Source organism: Herbaspirillum lusitanum (assembly GCF_026127345.1).
In the GTDB taxonomy this organism is placed as follows: domain Bacteria; phylum Pseudomonadota; class Gammaproteobacteria; order Burkholderiales; family Burkholderiaceae_D; genus Herbaspirillum; species Herbaspirillum lusitanum.
Map to the genome: position 1 here is coordinate 184,080 of NZ_QXFG01000007.1, position 22,719 is coordinate 206,798.

A 22,719-nucleotide genomic window follows, 5' to 3' on the forward strand; every position below is an offset into this window, starting at 1 on the left:
CTGGGTTGATCGCGGTAGTGGTTTTTTTAACGTTGTAGTTCATTGATTATGGAAGTTCATAAATAGGGAAAGATGATGAAACTGGTTGGTTTGGTAGGCTGGCGTGGAATGGTGGGTTCGGTCCTGATGCAACGCATGCAGGACGAGGGTGATTTCGATCACATCGAACCGGTATTTTTTTCGACCTCGAATGCAGGCGGTAAAGCACCGTCGTTCGCCAAAACGGCAACGACGCTGAAAGACGCCAACAGCATTGACGAGCTGAAAAAATGCGACATCATTATTACCGCGCAAGGCGGCGACTACACCACCGAGATCTTCCCCAAGCTGCGCGCAGCCGGCTGGAACGGTTTCTGGATCGATGCGGCGTCGACCCTGCGCATGAAGGACGATGCCGTGATCGTGCTCGATCCGGTCAATGACAACGTCATCCGCGATGCGCTGGCCAAGGGCGTCAAGAACTACATCGGCGGCAATTGCACCAACTCCATCTTGCTGATGGGTGTGGGCGGCCTGTTCAAGGAAGGTCTGGTCGAGTGGGTCAGTTCCATGACTTATCAGGCGGCTTCCGGCGGCGGCGCCAACCACATGCGCGAGCTGTTGAAGGGCATGGGCGTGATCAGCGCTGCCGTGGCCGATGAGCTGGCGACGCCGTCGTCGGCGATTCTGGATATCGACCGGGTGGTTGCCAAGACCATTCGCGAAGACGTGCCGACCGAGTATTTCGGTGCGCCGCTGGCCGGCGGCCTGATCCCGTGGATCGACGCGCAGCTGGAAAACGGCCAGTCCAAGGAAGAGTGGAAGGGCCAGGCCGAAGTCAACAAGATCCTCGGCAACGACAAGCCGATTCCTGTCGACGGCCTGTGCGTGCGCATCGGCGCGATGCGTTGCCACAGCCTGGCATTGACCATCAAGCTCAAGCGCGATCTGCCGCTGTCCGAGATCGAATCCATCATCCGTGCGGGCAACCAGTGGGTGAAATGGGTGCCGAACGATCGCGCCATCACGGTCAAGGAATTGACTCCGGCATCGATCACCGGCAGCCTGGAAATCGGCGTCGGCCGCGTGCGCAAGCTGAACCAGGGGCCGGAATACATTTCCGCGTTCGTGATCGGTGATCAGTTGCTGTGGGGCGCGGCCGAACCGCTTCGTCGCATGCTGCGCATCATTCTTGGAAAATAATTGATGACGAGACGTGGGGTTTTCTCCCGTTTCGTTGTCAATTTGCAACGCTAACCCGTCAAACATTCCGTACCCGGAATGTTGGCGGGTTTTGACCATCTTGAGAACTTGGTTACACTTGCAGGCCTAAGTTCTTGATGATATGTTAAAAATCAGAATTTATCTCATCCGCGTCAATAAACTGATCGTCGCAACAGGGCTGGTCAAATCCATTGCTTAGTGGCAATTTGGAGGACTTTCGTTGACCTGTCGAATTTTTACTTGTCATTGATGAAATAAACTTTGGTCTTCAGGCCTTCTTTATGGAACGTCTACCTCACCATACAAACATGCCTCTACATACTGATAACAAGTTTCCGCTGTCCCGCCTGAAAAAACTGAGCGCCGCCGTTACCCTGGCAGTCATCCTGCCGATGGGAGCGCATGCCGCCGGGCTCGGCAAGCTGACCGTCTTGTCGGCGCTGGGCCAGCCGCTGCGCGCGGAAATCGAGCTGACTTCAGTATCAAAAGAGGAGGAAGGCTCGCTGGTGGCCCGCCTGGCGCCGGCCGACGCTTTCCGCAAGGCCAACATCGATTTCAATCCGGTATTGTCGTCGCTGCGTTTTTCCGTCGAACAGCGTCAGGGCCGGCAACTGGTCCGCATCAGTTCTGCGCAGGCGCTCAACGAGCCCTTCGTCGATCTGCTGCTGGAATTGAGCGGCGGCGGCACGCGCCTTGTGCGCGAGTACACCTTCCTGCTCGATCCGCCTGACATGCGCAAGCCGCAGGCTGCGCAATCCGCGCCGGCGACGCCGCCTGCAGCAGCGCCTGCTGTCGCGAAACCTGCTGCGGTTGCTGCCACTACCGCTACGCCAGTCGCAAAACCTGCACCGGCTGCAGCACCGGCGACAGCGTCGTCTGCATCAACCAACAACAGCGACGACGAGCCGGTGTCGAGCATCGTCACCAAATCCGCACCTTCGCCGCTGGCTGAAGAAATCATCCGCAACGGCCGCAGCAGCGAGCAGGGTGGCTTGACCAACGCGCCGGTGCCTGCGGCCGTGGCTGCCAGAACCGTACCTCAGCCCGCTGCCGCCAAGTCCGAAGAAGCCGCCCCTGCAGCTACCGGCAAGCGAGGCAAGGGCGCCGCAGCCAAGCCTGAAGGCAAGGCAGGCGACAAGACTTATCGCGTCAAGGAAGGCGACACGCTGGCGGACATCGCCAATCGCACCAAAGACAACACCGTGTCGCTGGATCAGATGCTGATCGCGTTGTACCGCGCCAATCCCGACGCCTTCATCGGCGACAACATCAATCGCCTGCGTGCAGGCCGCGTGTTGTCGGTGCCGGATGCCGCCGCTGCCGGCGCGGTCGACAAGGGTGAAGCGCGCAGCACCGTGGTGGCGCAGGCGCAGGATTTCAACGCTTACCGCAACAAGCTGGCAGGCCAGGTCGCCAGCGGTCCGGCGCGCAAGGCCAACGACGCCAGGCAAAGCGGCGGCGGTAAAGTGACTGCGCGCGTGGAAGAAAAATCTTCCACCAACGAAGCTCGCGACCGCTTGCAATTGTCGAAGGCCGGTGCGGGAGCGAAAGACCGCGCCGCCGCTGAAAAAGCTGCGGCCGAAGACAAGATTGCAGCAGACAAGGCGATCGCCGAAGCCAATGATCGCGTCAAGGCGCTGGAGAAGAACGTCAGCGATTTGCAGAAGCTGCTGGAAATCAAGAACAAGACGCTGGCCGAAATGAGCGAGCAGCAGAAGGCCGCCGCCAAGCCGGAAACTCCGGCCGCCGCACCTGCAGCTGCGGAAGTGAAGCCGGAAGAAAAGCCGGTCGAAGCCAAACCGGCTGAAGCAACACCTGCACCGGCGCCCGAGCCTGCCAAGCCTGAAGCGACACCTGCTCCCGCAGCCGCTCCGGCCGAAGTAAAGCCCAAAGTCGCCGTGGTCCCCGGCCCGGTCGCGACCGCCAGCTTCTTTGATCGTATCCAGGACAATCCTTTCGTGTTGCCGGGCGCCGGTGCGCTGGTCGCCTTGCTGGCGGCGTGGGGCGTCGTGCGCGTGCGCAACAACAAGAAGAAGGCTGCCGCGGCGGCAGCAGGCGATCCCGAACAGGAGGATGAGCCGGCGGCGTCGCCCAAGGAAACGCCGCCGGCGGTTGAAGCCGCAGCTGTAGCGGCGGCGGCAGTTGCTGCGGAAGCGGAAAAGCCCGCTCCCGAACCGGTTGCCGTGGTTGAAGAGCCAGCCGCAACGCCGGTCGCCGAAGCGCCCGAAGTCGAGGCCGTCGATCCGATCGAAGAGGCTGACATGTACATTTCCTTCGGCCGCGAAGAACAGGCTGAAGACATTCTGCAACTGGCGCTGAAATCCGATCCGAACCGGCAGGCAATCCGCAACAAGCTGCTGGAAATCTATGCGAAGCGCCAGGACGTCGATGCCTTCAACGACGTCGCCAAGGAGTTGCATGCCGGCACCGGCGGCATCGGCGAAGAGTGGGAGAAGGCGGCGGCCCTGGGCATCGTGCTTGATCCGACCAATCCGCTGTATGGTGCCGTCATCGAGGAAGAAGAGATCGCACCTGCGGAAGAACCGGCTCCCGCCGAGCCGGAACCCGACCAGGGCCTGGAATTCGACCTGGACGATTTCAAGGGCGCGGAAATCCAGCCGGGCGCCACGCCGCCGACTGACATCGGTAGCAAGATCGATTTCGACCTCGAACTCGACAGCGGCGCCAAGCCGGCAGAAGAGGACGCACAGAAGCCGGCCGCGCCTGCACTCAACGACATCGACCTGGACTTGCCCCCACCGGAAACACCGAAGCCGGTCGACGTGCTGGAAGACGACGAATCCGCTTTCACCGCCGAAATGTCGACCAAGCTCGACCTGGCTGCTGCCTACCAGGAAATCGGCGACAAGGAAGGCGCTCGCGAATTGCTCGAGGAAGTCATCCGCGGCGGCAACGACGCCCAGATATCGCGCGCCCGCGACATGCTGTCCAAGCTGTCCTGAGCGTAGCGGGCCGTATGTCCGGAAACGGACGAGACGGGCGCCGGCAGCGGCGCCCGTTTGCATTTGTTGAGTTGTTGAACCTGCATTTAAATTCATTGAACCGGGCAGCGTGCTGCAAAGCGACTGCTGCAACTTGTTGACTGCCGTGACCGAACCATCCCTTCCTGCCGAAAACATTGCCGCCGACGCGCAGTCGCGTCCATTGCCCGCTTTGCATCGCGTCGTGCTCGGCATTCAGTACGACGGCAACTCGTGGCAGGGCTGGCAGACCCAGCCGCACGGGCTGACCGTGCAGGACAAGCTGGAAGCCGCGCTCAAGAAATTCACGTTGACCGACATCGATACCACCTGCGCGGGTCGCACCGATTCCGGCGTGCATGCGCTGGAACAGGTGGTGCATTTCGACACCGTCATTGCCCGCGAAACAGCCTCGTGGGTGCGCGGCGTGAACGCCTTCCTGCCGCCTTCGATCGCCGTGCGCTGGGCCTGCGAAGTAGCGCTGGAAGAAGCATCCGGACTCAATCCGGGCGAGCGCGAAGACGGCTTCCACGCCCGCTTCAGCGCCACCGCGCGCACCTATCACTATGTCTTGTACAACCACCCGGTGCGTTCGCCGCTGCTGGCGGGCAAGGCCGGCTGGACTTTCCGTCCGCTCGACGTCGGCCTGATGCAGCAAGGCGCGGATCACCTGATCGGCATGCATGATTTTTCGAGTTTCCGCGCGGTCGAATGCCAGGCCAGGTCGCCGGTGCGCACGATGGAATCACTGCAAGTGCGTCGTCACGGCGACATGATCGTCTTCACGCTCAAGGCCAATGCCTTCCTGCACCACATGGTGCGCAACATCGTCGGTTCGCTGATCTATGTCGGCAACGGCAGGCAGCCGCCGCAATGGATTGCCGAAGTGCTGGCGCAAAAGGACCGCGGTTGCGCTGCGCCGACCTTCATGCCGGATGGCCTCTATCTCGCCAAAGTCGACTATCCTGCGCGCTGGCAACTGCCGCAGGAAGCCGCCGCCTGGCCCTGGCTGTAGCCGGCTGGCCCAATCGGTTAGACTAGGCGTCTTGTTATCCTTCGCTCCCGCTCTCATTTAGTGATCATGTCCAGGACCAGAATCAAGATTTGCGGCTTGACCCGCGCTGAAGATGTCGTCGCCGCCGTTGCGGCCGGCGCCGATGCGATCGGCTTCGTGTTTTACGCCAAGAGCCCGCGCTATGTCACGGCCGATGTCGCTGCGCAACTGATCTCTGCGGCGCCGCCATTCGTCTCGACCGTGGGCCTGTTCGTCAATGCCGGCGCGGAGGAGGTCGCGGCCATCCTGCAGCAGGCGCCGTTGTCGCTGTTGCAATTCCATGGCGACGAAACGCCGGAACAGTGCGCCGCCATTGCCGCCGCAGTAAAACGACCGTTCATCCGCGCAGCACGCATCGGAAGTTCGACCACGCCTGCGGATTTGATAAAATACGAACAGGATTATCGTTCCGCCAGTCCTTATTTCACGGGACTCTTGCTCGACACCCTGGTTGAGCAATACGGCGGCAGCGGAAAGGTTTTCGATTGGTCTCTCATTCCAGAAGAACTCGCGCCTCGGGTCGTTTTAAGTGGTGGCTTGAGCGTACAAAACGCGACTGACGCGGTGCAGCGCGTGCGCCCGCACGCCGTCGACATCAGCAGCGGTGTCGAACAAGCCAAAGGCATCAAGGATGCCGCCAAGATCGCCGCCTTCATCAGCGCGGTGCGCCAGGCGGACAACATCTGAACGAATGCCGTCTTACCTGGATCGAACAGCAGAGGAATTGCAATGAAAGAATTAAATCCGCTCGGAAATTTTTCCGAGCGCCAGCCTGTCTCCGCAGCAGCCTTGCACCAGACTGCGCCCTACAACCTGCCTGACGCGCGCGGCCATTTCGGCCAGTACGGCGGCAGCTTCGTGTCGGAAACCCTGACGCATGCGCTCAACGAATTGCGCGACGCCTATGCGCATTACCAGCACGACGAACAGTTCCTGGCCGAATTCCATACCGAACTGAAACACTTCGTCGGCCGCCCGAGCCCGGTCTACCACGCCAAGCGCTGGTCCGAACTGGCCGGCGGCGCGCAGATCTACTTCAAGCGCGAAGACCTCAACCACACCGGCGCGCACAAGATCAACAACGTCATCGGCCAGGCCTTGCTGGCCAAGCGCATGGGCAAGAAACGCATCATTGCCGAAACCGGCGCCGGCCAGCACGGCGTGGCGACCGCAACAATTTGTGCGCGCTTCGGCATGGAATGCATCGTCTACATGGGCAGCGAAGACGTCAAGCGCCAGTTGCAGAACGTCTACCGCATGAACCTGCTGGGCGCGACAGTCGTGCCGGTTGAATCCGGTTCCAAGACGCTCAAGGATGCCCTCAACGAAGCAATGCGCGACTGGGTCACCAATGTCGAAAGCACCTTCTACATCATCGGCACCGTGGCCGGCCCACATCCGTATCCGATGATGGTGCGCGACTTCCAGTCGGTGATCGGCAACGAATGCATCGTGCAGATGCCCGAGATCGCCAGCCGCCAGCCGGACTATGTCGTCGCTGCAGTGGGCGGCGGCTCCAATGCGATGGGGATTTTCTATCCCTACATCGACTACAAGGATGTGCAACTGGTCGGCGTCGAAGCCGCTGGCGACGGCCTCGACAGCGGCCGTCATTCGGCGTCGCTGACGCTGGGTTCGCCCGGCGTGCTGCATGGCAACCGCACCTACCTGCTGCAGGATGAAAACGGCCAGATCATGGAGACGCACTCCGTCTCCGCCGGTCTCGATTACCCCGGCGTCGGCCCGGAACACTCGTGGTTGAAAGACAGCGGCCGCGCCAGCTATGAATGCATCACCGACGACGAGGCGCTGGCTGCATTCAATACCTGCTGCCGTATCGAGGGCATCATCCCGGCGCTGGAGTCGAGCCATGCGCTGGCCTACGCAGCCAAGCTGGCGGCGACCTTGCCGAAAGACAGGATCGTGCTGGCGAATCTTTCCGGCCGCGGCGACAAGGACATGCATACCGTCCAGCAGCGACAAGGGTAAGCAGGCTTAGCAAATAAACGGCGCCAGCCGACATGCGAGCGGCGGACTTGAAATCCGCCGCGCGCAGCAACCAAAACAAAACCGTGCTGGCCGATCGACGAACAACACATTCCAATACCATGTCCCGTATCCAATCCACTTTTTCCGCGCTGGCGGCCGCCAACAAGAAGGCGCTGGTCACCTTCATCACCGCCGGCGATCCGGCGCCGGACCTGACCGTGCCGTTGTTGCACGCGCTGGTCGCCGGCGGCGTCGATATTCTTGAACTCGGGGTGCCGTTTTCCGATCCCATGGCGGAAGGTCCGGTCATTCAGCGCGCTTGTGAGCGCGCCCTGAAATTCAACGTCAGCACGCACGACGTGCTGGATTACGTGCGTGAGTTTCGCCAGACCAACACCACCACGCCGGTGGTGCTGATGGGTTATGCCAACCCGATCGAGCGCTTCGGCGTGGATGCCTTCATTGCCGCAGCGAAAGAAGCGGGCGTGGACGGCACCATCGTGGTGGACTATCCGCCCGAAGAGTGTGAAGAGTTTTCGCAAAAGATGCAGGCCCAGGGCCTCGACCCGATCTTCCTGCTGGCGCCGACCTCGACTGAGGAGCGCATCATGCAGGTCGCCAAGGTCAGCAGCGGTTTCTGCTATTACGTTTCGCTCAAGGGCGTGACCGGCGCCGCCAACATCGACATCGTGGAAGTGGCGGCGCGCATTGCAGCCATCCGCAAACACGTCAAACTGCCGATCGGCGTCGGTTTCGGCATTCGCGACGGCGCCACGGCCAAGGCGGTGAGCGAAGTGGCGGACGCGGTGGTCATCGGCAGCCGCATCATCCAGGAACTGGAAAACACGCCGCGCGAGCGTGCGGTCGAGGCGGTGCAGGCCTTCGTGGCGGATATCCGCAAGGCGCTGGACGCCTGACCAGGCGCGGCGGGCAGGGCAGGCCGTCGCGACTTGAACTCCCGGCAGAAGGGCTTTCCTGGGCTTGAAAACTTGCAGGAAAGCAAACAAAACACGATCCGCGGCTATGCGCGTTGGCCTCTGGTACAATGCGCCACCGGAAATTAAATGAGGTTTCTATGAGCTGGCTAGAGAAATTACTCCCGCCTCAAATTCAACGTAGCGATTCCGCAAGCCGGAAGTCGATACCCGAAGGTTTATGGGTCAAGTGCCCGTCCTGCGAAGCGGTACTCTATCGTACCGATCTGGAATCCAATCTCCACGTTTGCCCCAAGTGCAGCCATCACATGCGCATCCGCGCCCGTGCGCGCCTGGATTCCCTGCTCGACGAAGGCGGCCGTTATGAAATCGGCCAGGAAACCTTGCCGGTCGACACGCTGAAATTCAAAGACAGCAAGAAATATCCCGACCGTCTGAAAGACGCGCTGGAATCCACCGGTGAAACCGATGCCATGATCGTCATGGGCGGCGCCATCATGACCCTGCCGGTCGTGGTCGCCTGCTTCGAATTCGAATTCATGGGCGGTTCCATGGGCTCCGTGGTCGGTGAGCGTTTCGCCCGCGGCGCGCAAATGGCGCTGGAGCAAAAAGTACCGTTCATCTGCATCACCGCTACAGGCGGCGCACGCATGCAGGAAGGCTTGTTGTCATTGATGCAAATGGCCAAGACCACTTCCATGCTGACCAAGCTGTCCGAAAAGAAGTTGCCGTTCATCAGCGTGCTGACCGATCCGACCATGGGCGGCGTGTCGGCATCGTTTGCCTTCATGGGCGACGTCGTGATGGCTGAACCGAAGGCCCTGATCGGCTTCGCCGGTCCGCGCGTGATCGAGAACACCGTGCGCGAAAAATTGCCGGAAGGCTTCCAGCGTTCCGAGTTCCTCGTGACCAAGGGCGCCATCGACATGATCGTCGACCGCCGCAAGATGCGCGAAGAAATCGCACGCCTGCTGGCGTTGCTGCAAAATCAGGCGGCCGAAACCGTTTCCTGATCGCGATGCTGCAGACAGACCCGAACTTGTCGTCATTCAACGCAAGTTCGGGTTTTTGCTTTTAAGTCCATCATCGCGCCTTTCGGCGATGCAGATTCAGTTCAGGTTCACATCAGATACACCGCAGGCTCATTCATGCAAGCGCAAGCAAAACCTTCCACACTGGCCGAATGGCTGACACTTCTTGAAACCCGTCATACCAAGTCCATCGACATGGGCCTCGAGCGCGTCGGCAAGGTCAAGGAACAGCTCGGCATCCGTTTCGATTGCCCCGTGATCATGGTGGCCGGCACCAACGGCAAGGGTTCCACCTGCGCCATGCTGGAATCCATCCTGATGCGCGCCGGTTACCGCGTGGGTTTGTACATCAAGCCGCATTTCCTGCATTTCAACGAGCGCGCCCGCGTCGAAGGCATACCCGCCTCGGACGCTGCGCTGATCGCGGCGTTCGAGGCAGTGGAAGAAAAGCGCGGCGACATCTCGCTGACCTATTTCGAGTTCACCACGCTGGCGATCATGAAGCTGCTGGCTGATGCAAAGATGGACGTGGTGATTCTGGAAGTCGGTCTGGGCGGCCGTCTTGACGCGGTCAATGTGATCGATGCCGATGTCGGCATCGTCACCAGCATCGACATCGACCACACCGAATACCTCGGCACCACGCGTGAAGAAATCGGCTTCGAAAAGGCCGGTATTTTCCGTTCCGGCAAGACCGCCATCTGCGGCGATCCGATGCCGCCGAAGTCGCTGATCAAGCACGCCGAATCGATTGGCGCCGACCTCTGGCTGATGGGCCGCGATTTCAACTGCCAGGGCGACAAGCAGCAGTGGGCCTATGGCGGCCGCGCGCAACGTCGCAACTCGCTGGCCTATCCGAGCCTGCGCGGCGCCAACCAGTTGCTCAATGCTTCCGCTGCGCTGGCGGCGCTGGAAGCCTTGCGCGATCTCTTGCCGATCGGCGCCCAGGAAGTGCGCACCGGGCTGGCCACGGTCGAGCTGCCGGGACGTTTCCAGGTCCTGCCGGGACAACCGCTGGTGATCCTCGACGTCGCGCACAATCCGCACGCCGCCGCCACGCTGGCGCAGAACCTCGACAACATGGGCTTCCATCCGTACACCTATGCGGTGTTCGGTTCGATGCTCGACAAGGACATCGAAGGCGTGATCAGCCACCTCAAGGGCAAGATCGACCATTGGTGCGTCACGGACCTGCCGCTGCCGCGCGCTGCTACGGCGCAGCAGTTGAAGGACAAATTGCTGGAAGCGGGCGTCGAGCCGGAATTCAAGCCGGACGCGGCCTGCACCATAGAAACCTTCGAATCGCCGGCTGCCGCATTCGCAAATGCGCAAAGCCGGGCTACCGAGAATGATAGAATTGTGGTTTTCGGATCCTTCCTGACCGTCGCCGGCGTCATGGAAGCGAACAAGCCGGAATTGCATTGAACCACAGCACTGGATTCGCACCCGTTTGCGCTGCATTTTCAGCGATCTGCGGTATTTGTTGCACACACGTATTTTTCAGACTACCTAACTTAGATCAGCATGGGCTTGTTCTCGTTTTTTCGTAAAAACAAGCAGGAATCTGCTTCCGGTCAGGGCGAATTCCTCTCGCGTTCGGCAGGAGGCGACCCGGCGGCGCAAAATAGTCGCGGCGGCCGCAGTGCCGGAAACGCACGGAAATCCGGCAAAGCCGGCAAAGACGAGTCCGCCGATCCGGTTCTGCCCGAAAAGAAGCGCGCACGCCGTCGCCTGATCGGCGCCGTGGCGCTGGTGCTGGCGGTCGTGATCGTGTTGCCGATGATCCTCGATTCCGAGCCGCGCCCGCTGGCGGATGACATTGCCATCCAGATACCTTCCAAAGACGGCAAGGATGCAGCGCCTGCGGCCGACAAGCCCAAGGTCGCCGCTGCCGAGCCCAAGGAAGAATTCGTCGATCCGGCCACCATGAACGCAGGCGTCGAAAAGCCGGCCATTGCACCCGGTGCATCGGCAATGCCGTCCGGTCCGGCCAACGCCCCGCAGGCGCAAACAGCCAAACCGGCATCCACGACCCCGGCCGTGGCGGAGAAGCCTGCTGAAAAGCCGGCCGCCAAGCCCGAGATTAAAGCTGAAGTCAAAGCCGACGTTAAAGACAGCAAGACCGCCGCCAAACCGGCCGAACACAAGGACGATCACAAGAAGGACGTGAAGGAAGCCGCCAAGCCGAAGGCCGCCGACAAGTCCGATGATGCTGCGCGCGCACTGGCGATCCTGGAGGGCAAGCCTGCCGCCGCCGACAAGAAACCCGCGCCGACGCCGGCTGCAGGCGGCAAGTTCGTGATCCAGGTGGCGGCATTGGCGACGCAGGAAAAAATCGATGAACTGCGCGGCAAGCTCAATGGCGCAGGCATCAAGTCGTACACGCAAAAAGTGGCGACGCAATCGGGCGACCGCACGCGCATCCGCGTCGGCCCGTTTGCCAGCCGCGACGAAGCCGACAAGATGCGCGCCAAGATCAACAAGCTTGGCCTGAACGCCACGGTCGTGCCGGCTTGAATTTGATGGCATCCGGTCGCATATTGCTCATGTTGCCTGTGTTGTTGCCTGCTTCTTCGTCTTCGCCGGGTTTGTCGTCGTGACGATCTTCGACTACCTGGTCCTGCTGGTGCTGGCCTGTTCGGTGGTCATCAGCATGTTGCGCGGACTGGTGCGCGAAGTGTTGTCGCTGGCCAGCTGGATAATTGCATTAGTCGTCGCCAACGCCTATGGTGAAGCATTGGCGCAGATGTTGCCCGACGTGATTCCGGGCGAGTCGACGAGATTGATTGTGGGATTCATCGTGTTGTTCATCGGTACACGCCTGTTGATGGGGCTGGTGACCAGAGCGATGTCGGAAGTGGTCAAGGCGAGCGGCCTGTCGCTGATCGATCGCAGCCTGGGCGCGGTATTCGGCCTGGCGCGCGGCGCGGTGATCGTGCTGGCGGTGGTGTTGTTATGCGGTACGACCTCGATTCCGCAGCAGCCATTCTGGAAAGAGGCGCGTTTCAGTGCGCTGGCGGAAACCGCCGCCGAGACCGCCAAACCGTATCTGCCGGGGCAGTTTGCACAGCACGTCCATTTTTGATTTTGTTTGTTGGTTTCGTTTCTTCGTTTGTTTTTGCTTAGGAGTCCACCATGTGTGGCATTGTCGGCGTCGTTTCCCATAGTCCAGTCAACCAGTTGCTCTACGACGCCTTGCTGCTGCTGCAGCACCGCGGTCAGGATGCGGCGGGTATCGCAACCAATCACGCAAACGGTTTCTCGATGCACAAGGCCAACGGTCTCGTGCGCGACGTGTTCCGTACGCGCAATATGCGTTCGCTGCCGGGCAACACCGGCCTCGGCCAGGTGCGTTATCCGACCGCAGGCAGCTCGTCCAGCGAAGAGGAAGCGCAACCGTTCTACGTCAATGCGCCGTTCGGCATCATCCTGGCGCACAACGGCAACCTGACCAATGCGGAACAGCTCAAGGTCGAGATGTTCAAGAACGACCGCCGCCACCTCAACACCGACTCCGACACCGAAGTGCTGGTCAACGTGTTTGCGCATGAATTGCAGCAGGCGACGACCGGTTATTCGCTCGATCCGGCTGCGGTATTCAAGGCCGTTGCGATGGTCCACAAGCGCGTGCGCGGCTCGTATGCCGTGGTGGCGCAGATCGCCGGTTACGGCCTGCTGGGCTTCCGCGATCCGTACGGCATCCGCCCGATGTGCCTGGGTTTCAACGAAACCGACAAGGGTTCGGAGTACATGCTGGCGAGCGAATCCGTGGCGCTGGAAGGCCTCGGTTTCCGCTTCCTGCGCGATGTGATGCCCGGCGAAGCGATCTTCATCGACAACGACGGCAAGCTGTACAACCAGCAATGCGCGGACAATCCGACGCTGAACCCTTGCGCGTTCGAATTCGTCTACCTGGCGCGTCCTGATTCGGTCATTGACGGCGCTTCGGTCTACGCCAGCCGCCTGAAGATGGGCGAATACCTGGCCGAGAAAGTCCGTCGCGAAATCGCCAGCGGTGAAATCGACGTGGTCATGCCGATCCCCGATTCGTCACGTCCTGCCGCGATGGAACTGGCGCTCAAGCTGAACCTGGATTACCGCGAAGGCTTCATCAAGAACCGCTACATCGGCCGCACCTTCATCATGCCGGGCCAGGGCCTGCGCAAGAAGTCCGTGCGCCAGAAGCTCAACGCCATCGGTTCCGAATTCAAGGGCAAGAGCGTGCTGCTGGTCGACGATTCGATCGTGCGCGGTACGACCAGCCGCGAGATCGTGCAGATGGCGCGTGAAGCCGGCGCCAAGCGCGTGATCTTCGCTTCGGCGGCGCCGCCGGTGAAGTTCCCGAACGTCTACGGCATCGACATGCCGACGCGCGACGAACTGATCGCCTATGGCCGCACCGACGAAGAAGTCTGCCGCGAAATCACGGCTGACGCGCTGGTATATCAGGACGTGGAAGACCTGAAGCGCTCGATCTCCGACATCAATCCGGCGCTGCGCAATTTCGAAGCATCGTGCTTCGACGGCAACTACATCACCGGCGATATCTCGCGCGACTACCTCGATCGTATCGAGTTCGCCCGCAAGAATCCGAAGCCGGCCCTGGAAGACGCCGTCCGTTCGCAACTGAACCTGAACCTGGCGCGCGTGGACTGATTTCCACCGCAGCAGGACAAGATGAACGCCGGACCGCCGTTATGGCGTCCGGCGTTTTTCATTGGCGCGACCACCGCGATCACAATGCTGCGGCCGTCGCGGAACTGGCTTATCATCACTGTTCTCCGATGATTTCCCGCCTCATACCTCTACACCTATGAACGACAAGAAGAACTACGGCTTCACCACCACCATTTTGCATAGCGATCGCCAGAAGGACATTGAGCACGGTTCGCTGCACAAGCCCATCCACACCTCCGTGGCATTCGGTTACAAGGATGCGCGCCAGCTGGCCGAAGTATTCCAGGGCAAGCAATCGGGTTACCGCTACGGCCGCCAGGGCAATCCGACCGTGTCGGCGCTGGAAGACAAGGTCACCAGGATGGAGGACGGTCTCTCGACGATCTGTTTCGCCACCGGCATGGCCGCCATTGGCGCCGTGATCCAGGGGCTGCTGCGCGAAGGCGACCACGTGGTGTCATCGGCTTTCCTGTTCGGCAACACCAACAGCATGTGGATGACGGTGCATGCGCAAGGCGCGCGCGTGTCTATGGTGGACGCTACCGACGTCAAGCTGGTGGAAGCCGCGCTGACGCCGCAGACGCGCATCGTCTTCGTCGAAACCATTGCCAATCCGCGCACCCAGATCGCCGACCTGAAGCGCATCGGCGAGCTGTGCCGCGAGCGCGGCATTCTGTACATCGTCGACAACACGATGACCTCTCCCTACCTGTTCCAGCCCAAGGCGGTCAACGCCGGGCTGGTAGTCAATTCGCTGACCAAGTCGATCGGCGGCCACGGCAACGCGCTGGGCGGCGCGCTGACCGATACGGGCTTGTACGACTGGTCGCGCTATCCGCACATCGCCGACAACTACAAAAAGAATCCGCAGCCGCAGTGGGGCATGGCGCAGATTCGCGCCAAGGCCTTGCGCGACTTCGGCGCTTCGCTGGGACCGGAAGCGGCGCATCACATCGCCGTCGGCGCCGAAACCATTGCGCTGCGCCAGGATCGCGAATGCGCCAACGCGCTCGCCGTGGCGCAGATGCTCGACGCCGATCCGCGCGTGGCGGCGGTGTACTATCCGGGCCTGCCTTCGCATCCGCAGCATGCGCTGGCGACGGAGCTGTTCCGTTCCTACGGCAGCTTGTTGAGCTTTGAGCTGAAAGACGGCATCGACTGCTTCGACTACCTGAACCGCCTGCAACTGGCGGTGGCATCGAGCAACCTGGGCGACACGCGTACGCTGGTGATTCCGGTGGCGCACACGATCTTCTTTGAAATGGGGCAGGAGCGCCGCGCGGCGATGGGCATCGCCGAATCGCTGATTCGTGTTTCCATCGGCCTGGAAGACACCGTCGACCTGGTCGACGATTTCAGGCAGGCGCTGGACTCGTGATGTGGGGCGGCCATGCCGGTTGCGACCGGCATGGCGCGATGCTTCTTAAGGCAGCAGCTTGTCCGGCGCCTTGTGGTCGGCCCACTTGTTGGTATAGCTCGGCTTGTACGTCTTGAAGCGCTGGACCAGACTGGCTGGATCCGCGTCATGCATCATCAGCAGCGATTGCTCGGCCGTCAGGAAACGTTGCGACACCAGATGTTCGATGAAGGCAATCAGGTTGTCGTAAAAACCGTCGACGTTGAGCAGGCCGATCGGCTTGTAATGGAAACCCAGCTGCGCCCAGGTCAGCACTTCAAACAATTCTTCCAATGTACCCATGCCGCCCGGCATGGCGATAAAACCGTCCGACAATTCCGCCATCATGGCCTTGCGTTCGTGCATGTCCTTGACGATGTGCAGGCGGGTCAGGCCGCTGTGGCCCAGTTCCTTGTCCAGCAGCGCCTTCGGGATCACGCCGGTGGCTTCGCCGCCGAGTCGCATGACTTCCGTTGCAATCACGCCCATCAGGCCGACGTTGCCGCCGCCATACACCAGGGCGATGTTGTCCTTGACCATTTGCTGCGCCAGGGCGCGCGCGCCTTGTGCGTAGACTTCAGAGGCGCCGACGGAGGAACCGCAATATACACAGATGGATTTCATTTTTCTTTCGCTCGGATTAATCAATACCGCCATGTTATAACATGAGGACAAGACCTGATCGTGACAGGCGGCATGAAGGTTTATCAAGGAACAACATGCAAAACAAGATCGTGACACTGGCGTTGCAAGGGGGCGGTTCGCACGGCGCATTTACCTGGGGCGTGCTGGACCGTTTGCTGGAAGACCAACGCATCGACTTCGAAGGCATCAGCGGCGCCAGCGCCGGCGCCATGAACGCCACGGTGCTGGCGCACGGCTACAACCTCGGCGGACGCGAAGGTGCGCGTGAAGCCCTGGCGGCGTTCTGGGGGCGCATCGCGACCAAGGAACCGTTCAGCTTCCTGCCTCCCGAAATGCTGCCCGGCGGCTCCAGCCTGCTGAACCAGAGCACGCCGGCGGCCATGCACGCCTTGCTGGCCATGACGCGTTTCTTTTCGCCGACCCAGCTCAATCCGCTCGACATCAATCCGCTGCGCGACATCCTCGAAGAACAGGTCGATTTCGAACGCTTGCGCAGTAGCGGCGACATCAAGCTGTTCATCGCCGCCACCCGCGTCAGCACCGGTACGCTGAAAATTTTCCGCAACCGCGAGCTGACCGTGGACGCCTTGCTGGCCTCGGCCTGCCTGCCGTCCATGCACCGGCCGGTCGAGATCGATGGCGAAACTTATTGGGACGGCGGTCTCACGGCAAATCCGCCGATCTTTCCCTTGCTGCACCTGTGTACGGCGCGCGACCTGCTGGTGGTGTTGCTGCATCCCTGCAGCCGACCCGGCACGCCGACTTCGACGCAGGAAATCGGCCAGCGCCTGAGTGAAATCAGTTTCAGCTCGGCCTTCTTCACCGAGCTCGGCGGCCTGGCGCTGGCCAAGCGCGAAGCGGAAAACGCCATGTTCGCCTTCGGCACGCTGGAGCGACGTCTCAGGAAGCTCAACATGCATCTGGTGGAAGCCAACGACCTCATGAGCCAGCTCGACGTCATGAGCAAGCTCAACACCAAGACCTCGTTCATCCACGGCTTGCACGACGAAGGACGGCAGGCGGCAGGACGCTGGCTGGAAAAGAATTTCCACATGATCGGCCTGAAATCCTCGTTCGACCTCGGGCGCTATCTGCAATAGGCGCGGCAGGGCAGGCGAAGGCGGGGAGGCTTATACTGTGAGGCTTTCCGATTGTCCTCGATCTCCATCTCATGAAGCCATCCCGTTCCGAATACCTCGACATCCGCGGCCTGCGGTACCACGTGCGCCATTGGGGCGATCCGCAAGCGCCCAAACTGTTCATGGTGCACGGCTGGATGGATATTTCGGCCTCGTTCCAGTTCATGGTCGACTGCCTGCAACAAGAATGGCATGTGATCGCGCCCGACTGGCGCGGTTTCGGACTGACTGGACGACCACAGGCAGACACTTACTGGTATCCCGACTACCTTGCCGATCTCGACGCCTTGCTGCTGCATTACTCCCCTGAGGAAGCGGTCAACCTGCTCGGTCACAGCCTCGGCGGCAATGTCGTCGGGCTGTATGCCGGCGTGCGTCCGCAGCGCATCGCCAAACTGGTCAACCTGGAAGGTTTCGGCCTGCCCGGCACCAAGCCCGAGGACGCGCCCGGACGCTTCGCCAAATGGCTCGACGAGCTGCTGGAAAAGCCCGAGATGCGTTCCTATCCTTCGCTCGACGGCGTCATCGCCCGCCTGCAAAAGACCAATCCGCGCCTGAGCCGTGAGCGTGCAGTGTTCCTGGCCGCGCACTGGGCCGGGCAGAATGAGGAGGGCAATTGGGAAATCCTCGGCGATCCGGCGCACAAGAACACCAATCCGCTGCTGTATCGCATCGACGAAGTGACCGCCTGCTGGGCCAAGATCAGCGCCCCGGTGTTGTGGGTGGAAGCGGCGGAAACCGACATCTGGCGCTGGTTCGGCGACAACGCGCTGATGCGCGCCGAGATCGATCGCCGCATCGCCTTCATCCCCGACGTGCGCACGGAAATCATCCCCGACGCCGGTCACATGCTGCATCATGACCAGCCCGAACTGCTGGCTGCGGCGATCGAGCGTTTCCTCGCGGAATCAGCCTCGAAACAAGTCTCCAAATAAGCTCGACGCTGCAAGTCCGCCGTGTGTGCACGTGCAGCAGAGACGGCGCAGGCGGCGTACAATGAAGTTATCTATTTCTCCATTTCCGAGGTCTTGCGCGTCATGCTCAACGTCGATCTGCACTGCCACTCCAACGTCTCCGACGGCTTGCTGCCGCCGGGCGATGTGGCTGCGCGCGCCAAGGCCAACGGCGTCGACGTCTGGGCGCTGACCGACCATGACGAAATCAGCGGCATCGCCGTCGCCCGCAAGGCGGCGCAAGAGCTCGGCCTGCGTTACATCCCGGGCGTCGAGATTTCGGTGACATGGGCCGGCCAGACCGTGCATATCGTCGGGCTGCGGATTGACGAGACCAATGCTGCGCTGGTGCAAGGGCTGGCGGCCACGCGCAACGGCCGTGAACGCCGCGCGCGCGACATCGCCGCCGAACTCGAGGTCGCCGGCATTCCAGATGCCTTCGACGGCGCGCTGAAACATGTCGGCAATCCCGACCTGATGTCGCGCACCCATTTCGCCCGCTATATCGTCGAAACGGGCCGTTGCGCCGACACCAAGGAAGTGTTTCGCAACTACCTGTGCGAAGGCAAGCCGGGCTATGTGCCGCATCGCTGGGCGTCGCTGAAGGAATCGGTCGAATGGATTCGCGGCGCCGGCGGCGTGGCGGTGATCGCCCATCCCGGCCGCTACCAGTACAGCGAACTCGAATTCGGCGCCTTGTTCGACGAATTCAAGCAACACGGCGGCGCCGCCATCGAAGTCACCACCGGCAGCCACACGCCCGACCAGTACGAGGAATATGCCCGCGTGGCCAAGCGTTTCGGCTTCCTGGCCTCGATCGGCTCGGATTTCCATGGTCCGGGCGAGTCGCGTGTCGACCTGGGCGCCTTGCCGCCGTTGCCTTCCGGCCTGACGCCGGTGTGGCACGATTGGGATCTGTAAGCCGCTTTCCCGGGCTGCGTGCACGGATCTCTTGATTTCTCCCCGATTGTTCCTATCTAATAACCACTTTCCTGATAGGAGCTTTCCGGATGAAACGCATATTCCTCTTCCTCGCGACCAATATCGCCGTGCTGGTGGTGATGAGCGTGATCTTGTCGCTGCTCGGCGTGGACAAATTCCTGACGCGCGCCGGCCTCAATCTGCCGATGCTGCTGGTGTTTTCCATCGTCGTCGGCTTTACCGGTTCGATCATTTCGCTGCTGATGAGCAAAACCATGGCGAAGTGGAGCACCGGCGCGCGCGTGATCGACACGCCGGTCAATTCCACGGAAGTCTGGCTGGTCAACACCGTGAGCAAGCTGGCCCAGCGCGCCGGCATCGGCATGCCGGAAGTGGCCGTCTATGAAGGCGAACCGAACGCCTTCGCCACCGGCGCGTTCAAGGATTCTGCATTGGTGGCGGTCTCGACCGGTTTGCTGCAAGGCATGACCAAGGAAGAAGTCGAAGCCGTGCTTGGCCACGAAGTCGCCCACATCGCCAACGGCGACATGGTGACGATGACGTTGATCCAGGGCGTGGTGAATACCTTCGTCGTATTCCTGTCGCGCGTGGTCGGCTACTTCGTTGACGCAGCGCTGCGCCGTGGCAATGACAACTCCGGTCCCGGCATCGGCTACATGGTCACCGTCATGGTGTGCCAGATCGTGTTCGGCATCGGCGCCTCGATGATCGTCGCCTGGTTCTCGCGCCATCGCGAATTCCGCGCCGACGCTGGTTCTGCAAAACTGCTTGGCGGTCCGCAGCCGATGATCAACGCGCTGGCGCGGCTGGGCGGCATCCCCGCCAGCGGCTTGCCGGAGTCGATGGCGGCCATGGGCATCAGCGACAAGCCGGGCTTCATGGAGTTGTTTTCCACGCACCCGCCGATGGAGCAACGCATCGCTGCGCTACGCGGCCAGCGTTAAGCAAGGACAGCGATCCCGGAAAACGGCGGCGTCACAACCGCCGTTATTCCTTTTTGAAATACATGCAATCTAATCTGAAGAGTCCATGAGTCAGTTTTTCCAGATCCATCCCGACAACCCGCAACTGCGCCTGGTCAAGCAGGCCGCGCAGATCATCCATGGCGGCGGCATCGTGGCCTTGCCTACCGATTCCTGTTACGCGCTGGTCTGCCAGCTCGACAACAAGGACGCGGTGGAGCGCCTGCGCCGCATCCGCGGCGTCGATGAGAAGCATCACCTGACCCTGCTGTGCCGCGACCTCAGCGAGATCGCGCAATACGCCAAGGTCGACAATCGGCAGTACCGTTTGCTGAAGGCCGCCACGCCGGGGCCGTATACCTTCATCCTGGAAGCCACCAAGGAAGTGCCGCGCCGGCTGAGCCATCCCTCGCGCAAGACCATCGGCCTGCGCGTGCCGGAAAACCAGATCGCCCATGCCTTGCTGGCCGAACTGGGCGAGCCGCTGATCGGCACCACGCTGATCTTGCCGGATCAGGAAGATGCGCTGACCGACGCCGAGGAAATCCGCGAACGTCTCGAAAAGCAGATCGAACTGGTCATCGACAGCGGCGCCTGCAGTTTGGAGCCGACCACCGTGATCGATCTCAGCGACGACAACGAGCCGGTGCTGGTCAGGCAAGGGCGGGGCGACGCCGCGCCGTTCGGGTTGTAATTCCTCCCGGGAAACTCATCTTTGATTGCGGACCGCCATTTGCGGTCCGTTTTCGTTTTATCTTTCATGCCTGATGAAATTGTCTTTTTGATAATTTTATCTTCGGTTCGACGCGGTTTCAGCCGGAAGACGGTCGATATTCCCGCGGCCCGTCCTTTTCCCTCTGCTACCTCTGCTAAAATTCGCACCCATGAATGATCTTATCCAGACTGTCGCAGTGTATGCGCTCCCGGTACTGTTCGCGATTACACTGCACGAGGCAGCGCACGCCTTCGCAGCCAAGTACTTCGGCGACAATACCGCCTACATGATGGGGCGCATGAGCCTCAATCCCCTCAAGCACATCGATCCTTTCGGCACCATCGTCATTCCGGTGCTGCTGTATTTCGCGACCAGCGGGGCTTTCCTGTTCGGCTACGCCAAACCGGTGCCGCTGGACTTCGGCAAGCTGCGCAAGCCCAAGCGCGACATGGCCTGGGTGGCGCTGGCCGGTCCCGCCGCCAACTTCCTGATGGCGCTGATATGGACGCTGATGATCTACGCGCTGGCCATCGGCGGCGTCGAAGAAGAATTCTTCATGCTCATGGCCAAGGCCGGCGTGCTGACCAACCTCGTGATGTTCGCGTTCAACCTGTTCCCGATTCCACCGCTCGACGGCGGCCGCATCCTGACCAGTTTGCTGCCGAACCGATATGCGTATAAATTTGCACAGATCGAGCCGTACGGCTTCTTCATCGTGATGGCGCTGGTGCTGCTCAAGGTGATTTATACCTGGTGGATGGCGCCGGTGATGTACCTGGCAGGCAGCCTGCTGCAACTGATCGTGTCGCCGATATCCTTCTTTTTCTGAAGACTTACAACCATGTATCCTGATCGCGTTGTCTCCGGTATGCGCCCCACAGGCGCGCTGCATCTGGGCCATTACCACGGCGCCCTGAAGAACTGGGTCAAGCTGCAATCCGAATTGCCTTGCCTGTTTTTCGTCGCCGACTGGCATGCGCTGACGACGCACTACGACGATCCCAGCGTGATCGAAACCAGCACCTGGGAAATGGTGATCGACTGGCTCGCCGCCGGCGTCGATCCCTCGCAATCCACCTTGTTCATCCAGTCGCGCGTGCCCGAGCATGCCGAGTTGCACCTGTTGCTCTCGATGGCCACCCCGCTGGGCTGGCTGGAGCGCGTGCCGACCTACAAGGACCAGCAGGAAAAACTCGCCGACCGCGATCTCGCGACCTATGGCTTCCTTGGCTATCCCTTGCTGCAGGCGGCCGACGTGCTGATCTACCGCGCCAGCCAGGTGCCGGTGGGCGAAGACCAGATTCCGCATATCGAGATGATGCGCGAGATTTCGCGCCGCTTTAATCATCTGTACGGCAAGGAAAAAGGCTTCGAGGAAAAAGCGCGCGAAGCCGTCAAGAAACTCGGCAGCAAACGTTCCAAGTTGTATCAGGAACTGCGCACGCAATTCCAGGAGCAAGGCAATGAAGAAGCGCTGGAGCAGGCCAAGGCCATGCTCGACGATGCGCAGAATTTGTCCATGATCGACCGCGAGCGCCTGTTCGGCTACCTCGAAGGCAGCCGCAAGCTGATCCTGACCGAGCCGCAGGCCTTGCTGACCGAAGCCTCGCGCCTGCCCGGCCTGGACGGCGCCAAGATGTCGAAGAGCTACGGCAACGCCATCGCGCTGCGCGAAGACAAGGATTCCGTCACCAAGAAGGTCCGCACCATGCCGACCGATCCGCAGCGCGTGCGCCGCACCGATCCGGGGGATCCGGGCAAGTGCCCGGTCTGGCAATTCCATCGCGTGTATTCCGATGATGCCGTGCGGCAATGGGTCGACAAAGGCTGCCGTTCGGCCGGCATCGGTTGTCTGGAATGCAAGCAGCCGGTGATCGACGCCATCCTCGCCGAGCAGCAGCCGATGCTTGAGCGCGCGCAGCAATACATCGACGATCCGTCGCTGGTGCGCGCCATCATCGCAGATGGTTGCGACACTGCGCGCAAGCTGGCGCAGGACACCATGCGCGATGTGCGCGAAGCCATGGGACTCGGTTATTGATCGCTGTGGCAACACCCGCAAGCAAACCTGCAACTTGCAGGAACTATGTAAGCAAA

General features: G+C 61.1%; 20 protein-coding genes. 19 read left to right on the top strand and 1 reads right to left on the bottom strand.

Annotated features, from left to right (window positions below):
* Positions 1–75 precede the first annotated feature (75 nt).
* From asd to DXT88_RS08305, 12 genes are all read left to right on the top strand, one after another.
* Positions 76–1,182, top strand: a complete 1,107-nt coding sequence (gene asd / locus DXT88_RS08250; RefSeq protein WP_265212585.1) for an aspartate-semialdehyde dehydrogenase — start codon at positions 76–78, stop codon at positions 1,180–1,182.
* 329 nt (positions 1,183–1,511) lie between these two features.
* Positions 1,512–4,166, top strand: coding sequence for a FimV/HubP family polar landmark protein (locus DXT88_RS08255; protein ID WP_265212586.1), 2,655 nt, complete (start codon positions 1,512–1,514; stop codon positions 4,164–4,166).
* A 211-nt stretch (positions 4,167–4,377) separates the two neighbouring features.
* On the top strand, positions 4,378–5,199 hold the full coding sequence (gene truA / locus DXT88_RS08260; RefSeq protein WP_193365576.1) for a tRNA pseudouridine(38-40) synthase TruA: 822 nt from the start codon (positions 4,378–4,380) through the stop codon (positions 5,197–5,199).
* 63 nt (positions 5,200–5,262) lie between these two features.
* The gene (locus DXT88_RS08265) at positions 5,263–5,925 is read left to right on the top strand and encodes a phosphoribosylanthranilate isomerase (RefSeq protein ID WP_085944008.1); all 663 of its coding nucleotides are present in this window, start codon (positions 5,263–5,265) and stop codon (positions 5,923–5,925) included.
* Positions 5,926–5,967: 42 nt separating this feature from the next.
* The gene (gene trpB, locus DXT88_RS08270) at positions 5,968–7,227 is read left to right on the top strand and encodes a tryptophan synthase subunit beta (RefSeq protein ID WP_265212587.1); all 1,260 of its coding nucleotides are present in this window, start codon (positions 5,968–5,970) and stop codon (positions 7,225–7,227) included.
* Positions 7,228–7,346: 119 nt separating this feature from the next.
* Positions 7,347–8,144 (top strand): tryptophan synthase subunit alpha, encoded by a 798-nt coding sequence (gene trpA, locus DXT88_RS08275; RefSeq protein WP_265212589.1) that lies wholly within the window; start codon positions 7,347–7,349, stop codon positions 8,142–8,144.
* Positions 8,145–8,302: 158 nt separating this feature from the next.
* Positions 8,303–9,175, top strand: coding sequence for an acetyl-CoA carboxylase, carboxyltransferase subunit beta (accD, locus tag DXT88_RS08280; RefSeq protein WP_029363269.1), 873 nt, complete (start codon positions 8,303–8,305; stop codon positions 9,173–9,175).
* Positions 9,176–9,310: 135 nt separating this feature from the next.
* Positions 9,311–10,618: a bifunctional tetrahydrofolate synthase/dihydrofolate synthase gene (gene folC, locus DXT88_RS08285; RefSeq protein WP_265212594.1), complete on the top strand. Its 1,308-nt coding sequence runs from the start codon at positions 9,311–9,313 to the stop codon at positions 10,616–10,618.
* 99 nt (positions 10,619–10,717) lie between these two features.
* Positions 10,718–11,710, top strand: a complete 993-nt coding sequence (locus DXT88_RS08290) for an SPOR domain-containing protein (protein ID WP_265212596.1) — start codon at positions 10,718–10,720, stop codon at positions 11,708–11,710.
* Positions 11,711–11,789: 79 nt separating this feature from the next.
* Positions 11,790–12,278, top strand: a complete 489-nt coding sequence (locus DXT88_RS08295; protein WP_016833455.1) for a CvpA family protein — start codon at positions 11,790–11,792, stop codon at positions 12,276–12,278.
* A gap of 50 nt (positions 12,279–12,328) precedes the next feature.
* Positions 12,329–13,849 carry an amidophosphoribosyltransferase gene (gene purF / locus DXT88_RS08300; protein WP_053196646.1) on the top strand — a complete coding sequence of 507 codons (1,521 nt, stop codon included), beginning with the start codon at positions 12,329–12,331 and terminating at the stop codon, positions 13,847–13,849.
* Positions 13,850–14,006: 157 nt separating this feature from the next.
* On the top strand, positions 14,007–15,248 hold the full coding sequence (locus DXT88_RS08305) for a cystathionine gamma-synthase family protein (RefSeq protein WP_265212600.1): 1,242 nt from the start codon (positions 14,007–14,009) through the stop codon (positions 15,246–15,248).
* 45 nt (positions 15,249–15,293) lie between these two features.
* Here the strand turns inward: DXT88_RS08305 and DXT88_RS08310 are convergent, their stop codons facing one another.
* Positions 15,294–15,890 carry an LOG family protein gene (locus DXT88_RS08310; protein WP_265212602.1) on the bottom strand — a complete coding sequence of 199 codons (597 nt, stop codon included), beginning with the start codon at positions 15,888–15,890 and terminating at the stop codon, positions 15,294–15,296.
* Between the two features lie 95 nt (positions 15,891–15,985).
* On the opposite strand from DXT88_RS08310, the gene DXT88_RS08315 reads away from it, so the two are divergent.
* The 7 genes from DXT88_RS08315 (at position 15,986) to DXT88_RS08345 (ending at position 22,663) form a co-directional block, all read left to right on the top strand.
* Positions 15,986–17,011, top strand: coding sequence for a patatin-like phospholipase family protein (locus DXT88_RS08315; protein ID WP_265212604.1), 1,026 nt, complete (start codon positions 15,986–15,988; stop codon positions 17,009–17,011).
* Positions 17,012–17,082: 71 nt separating this feature from the next.
* Positions 17,083–17,985 carry an alpha/beta fold hydrolase gene (locus DXT88_RS08320; RefSeq protein ID WP_265212605.1) on the top strand — a complete coding sequence of 301 codons (903 nt, stop codon included), beginning with the start codon at positions 17,083–17,085 and terminating at the stop codon, positions 17,983–17,985.
* A gap of 102 nt (positions 17,986–18,087) precedes the next feature.
* Positions 18,088–18,924: a 3',5'-nucleoside bisphosphate phosphatase gene (locus tag DXT88_RS08325; protein ID WP_265212655.1), complete on the top strand. Its 837-nt coding sequence runs from the start codon at positions 18,088–18,090 to the stop codon at positions 18,922–18,924.
* 89 nt (positions 18,925–19,013) lie between these two features.
* Complete coding sequence (htpX, locus tag DXT88_RS08330; protein ID WP_265212606.1) at positions 19,014–19,889, top strand: protease HtpX; 876 nt, start codon at positions 19,014–19,016, stop codon at positions 19,887–19,889.
* Positions 19,890–19,974: 85 nt separating this feature from the next.
* Positions 19,975–20,601, top strand: coding sequence for an L-threonylcarbamoyladenylate synthase (locus DXT88_RS08335; RefSeq protein ID WP_016833461.1), 627 nt, complete (start codon positions 19,975–19,977; stop codon positions 20,599–20,601).
* 190 nt (positions 20,602–20,791) lie between these two features.
* Positions 20,792–21,451, top strand: a complete 660-nt coding sequence (locus tag DXT88_RS08340) for a site-2 protease family protein (RefSeq protein WP_029363271.1) — start codon at positions 20,792–20,794, stop codon at positions 21,449–21,451.
* Positions 21,452–21,463: 12 nt separating this feature from the next.
* Positions 21,464–22,663: a tryptophan--tRNA ligase gene (locus tag DXT88_RS08345; RefSeq protein WP_016833463.1), complete on the top strand. Its 1,200-nt coding sequence runs from the start codon at positions 21,464–21,466 to the stop codon at positions 22,661–22,663.
* Positions 22,664–22,719 lie beyond the last annotated feature (56 nt).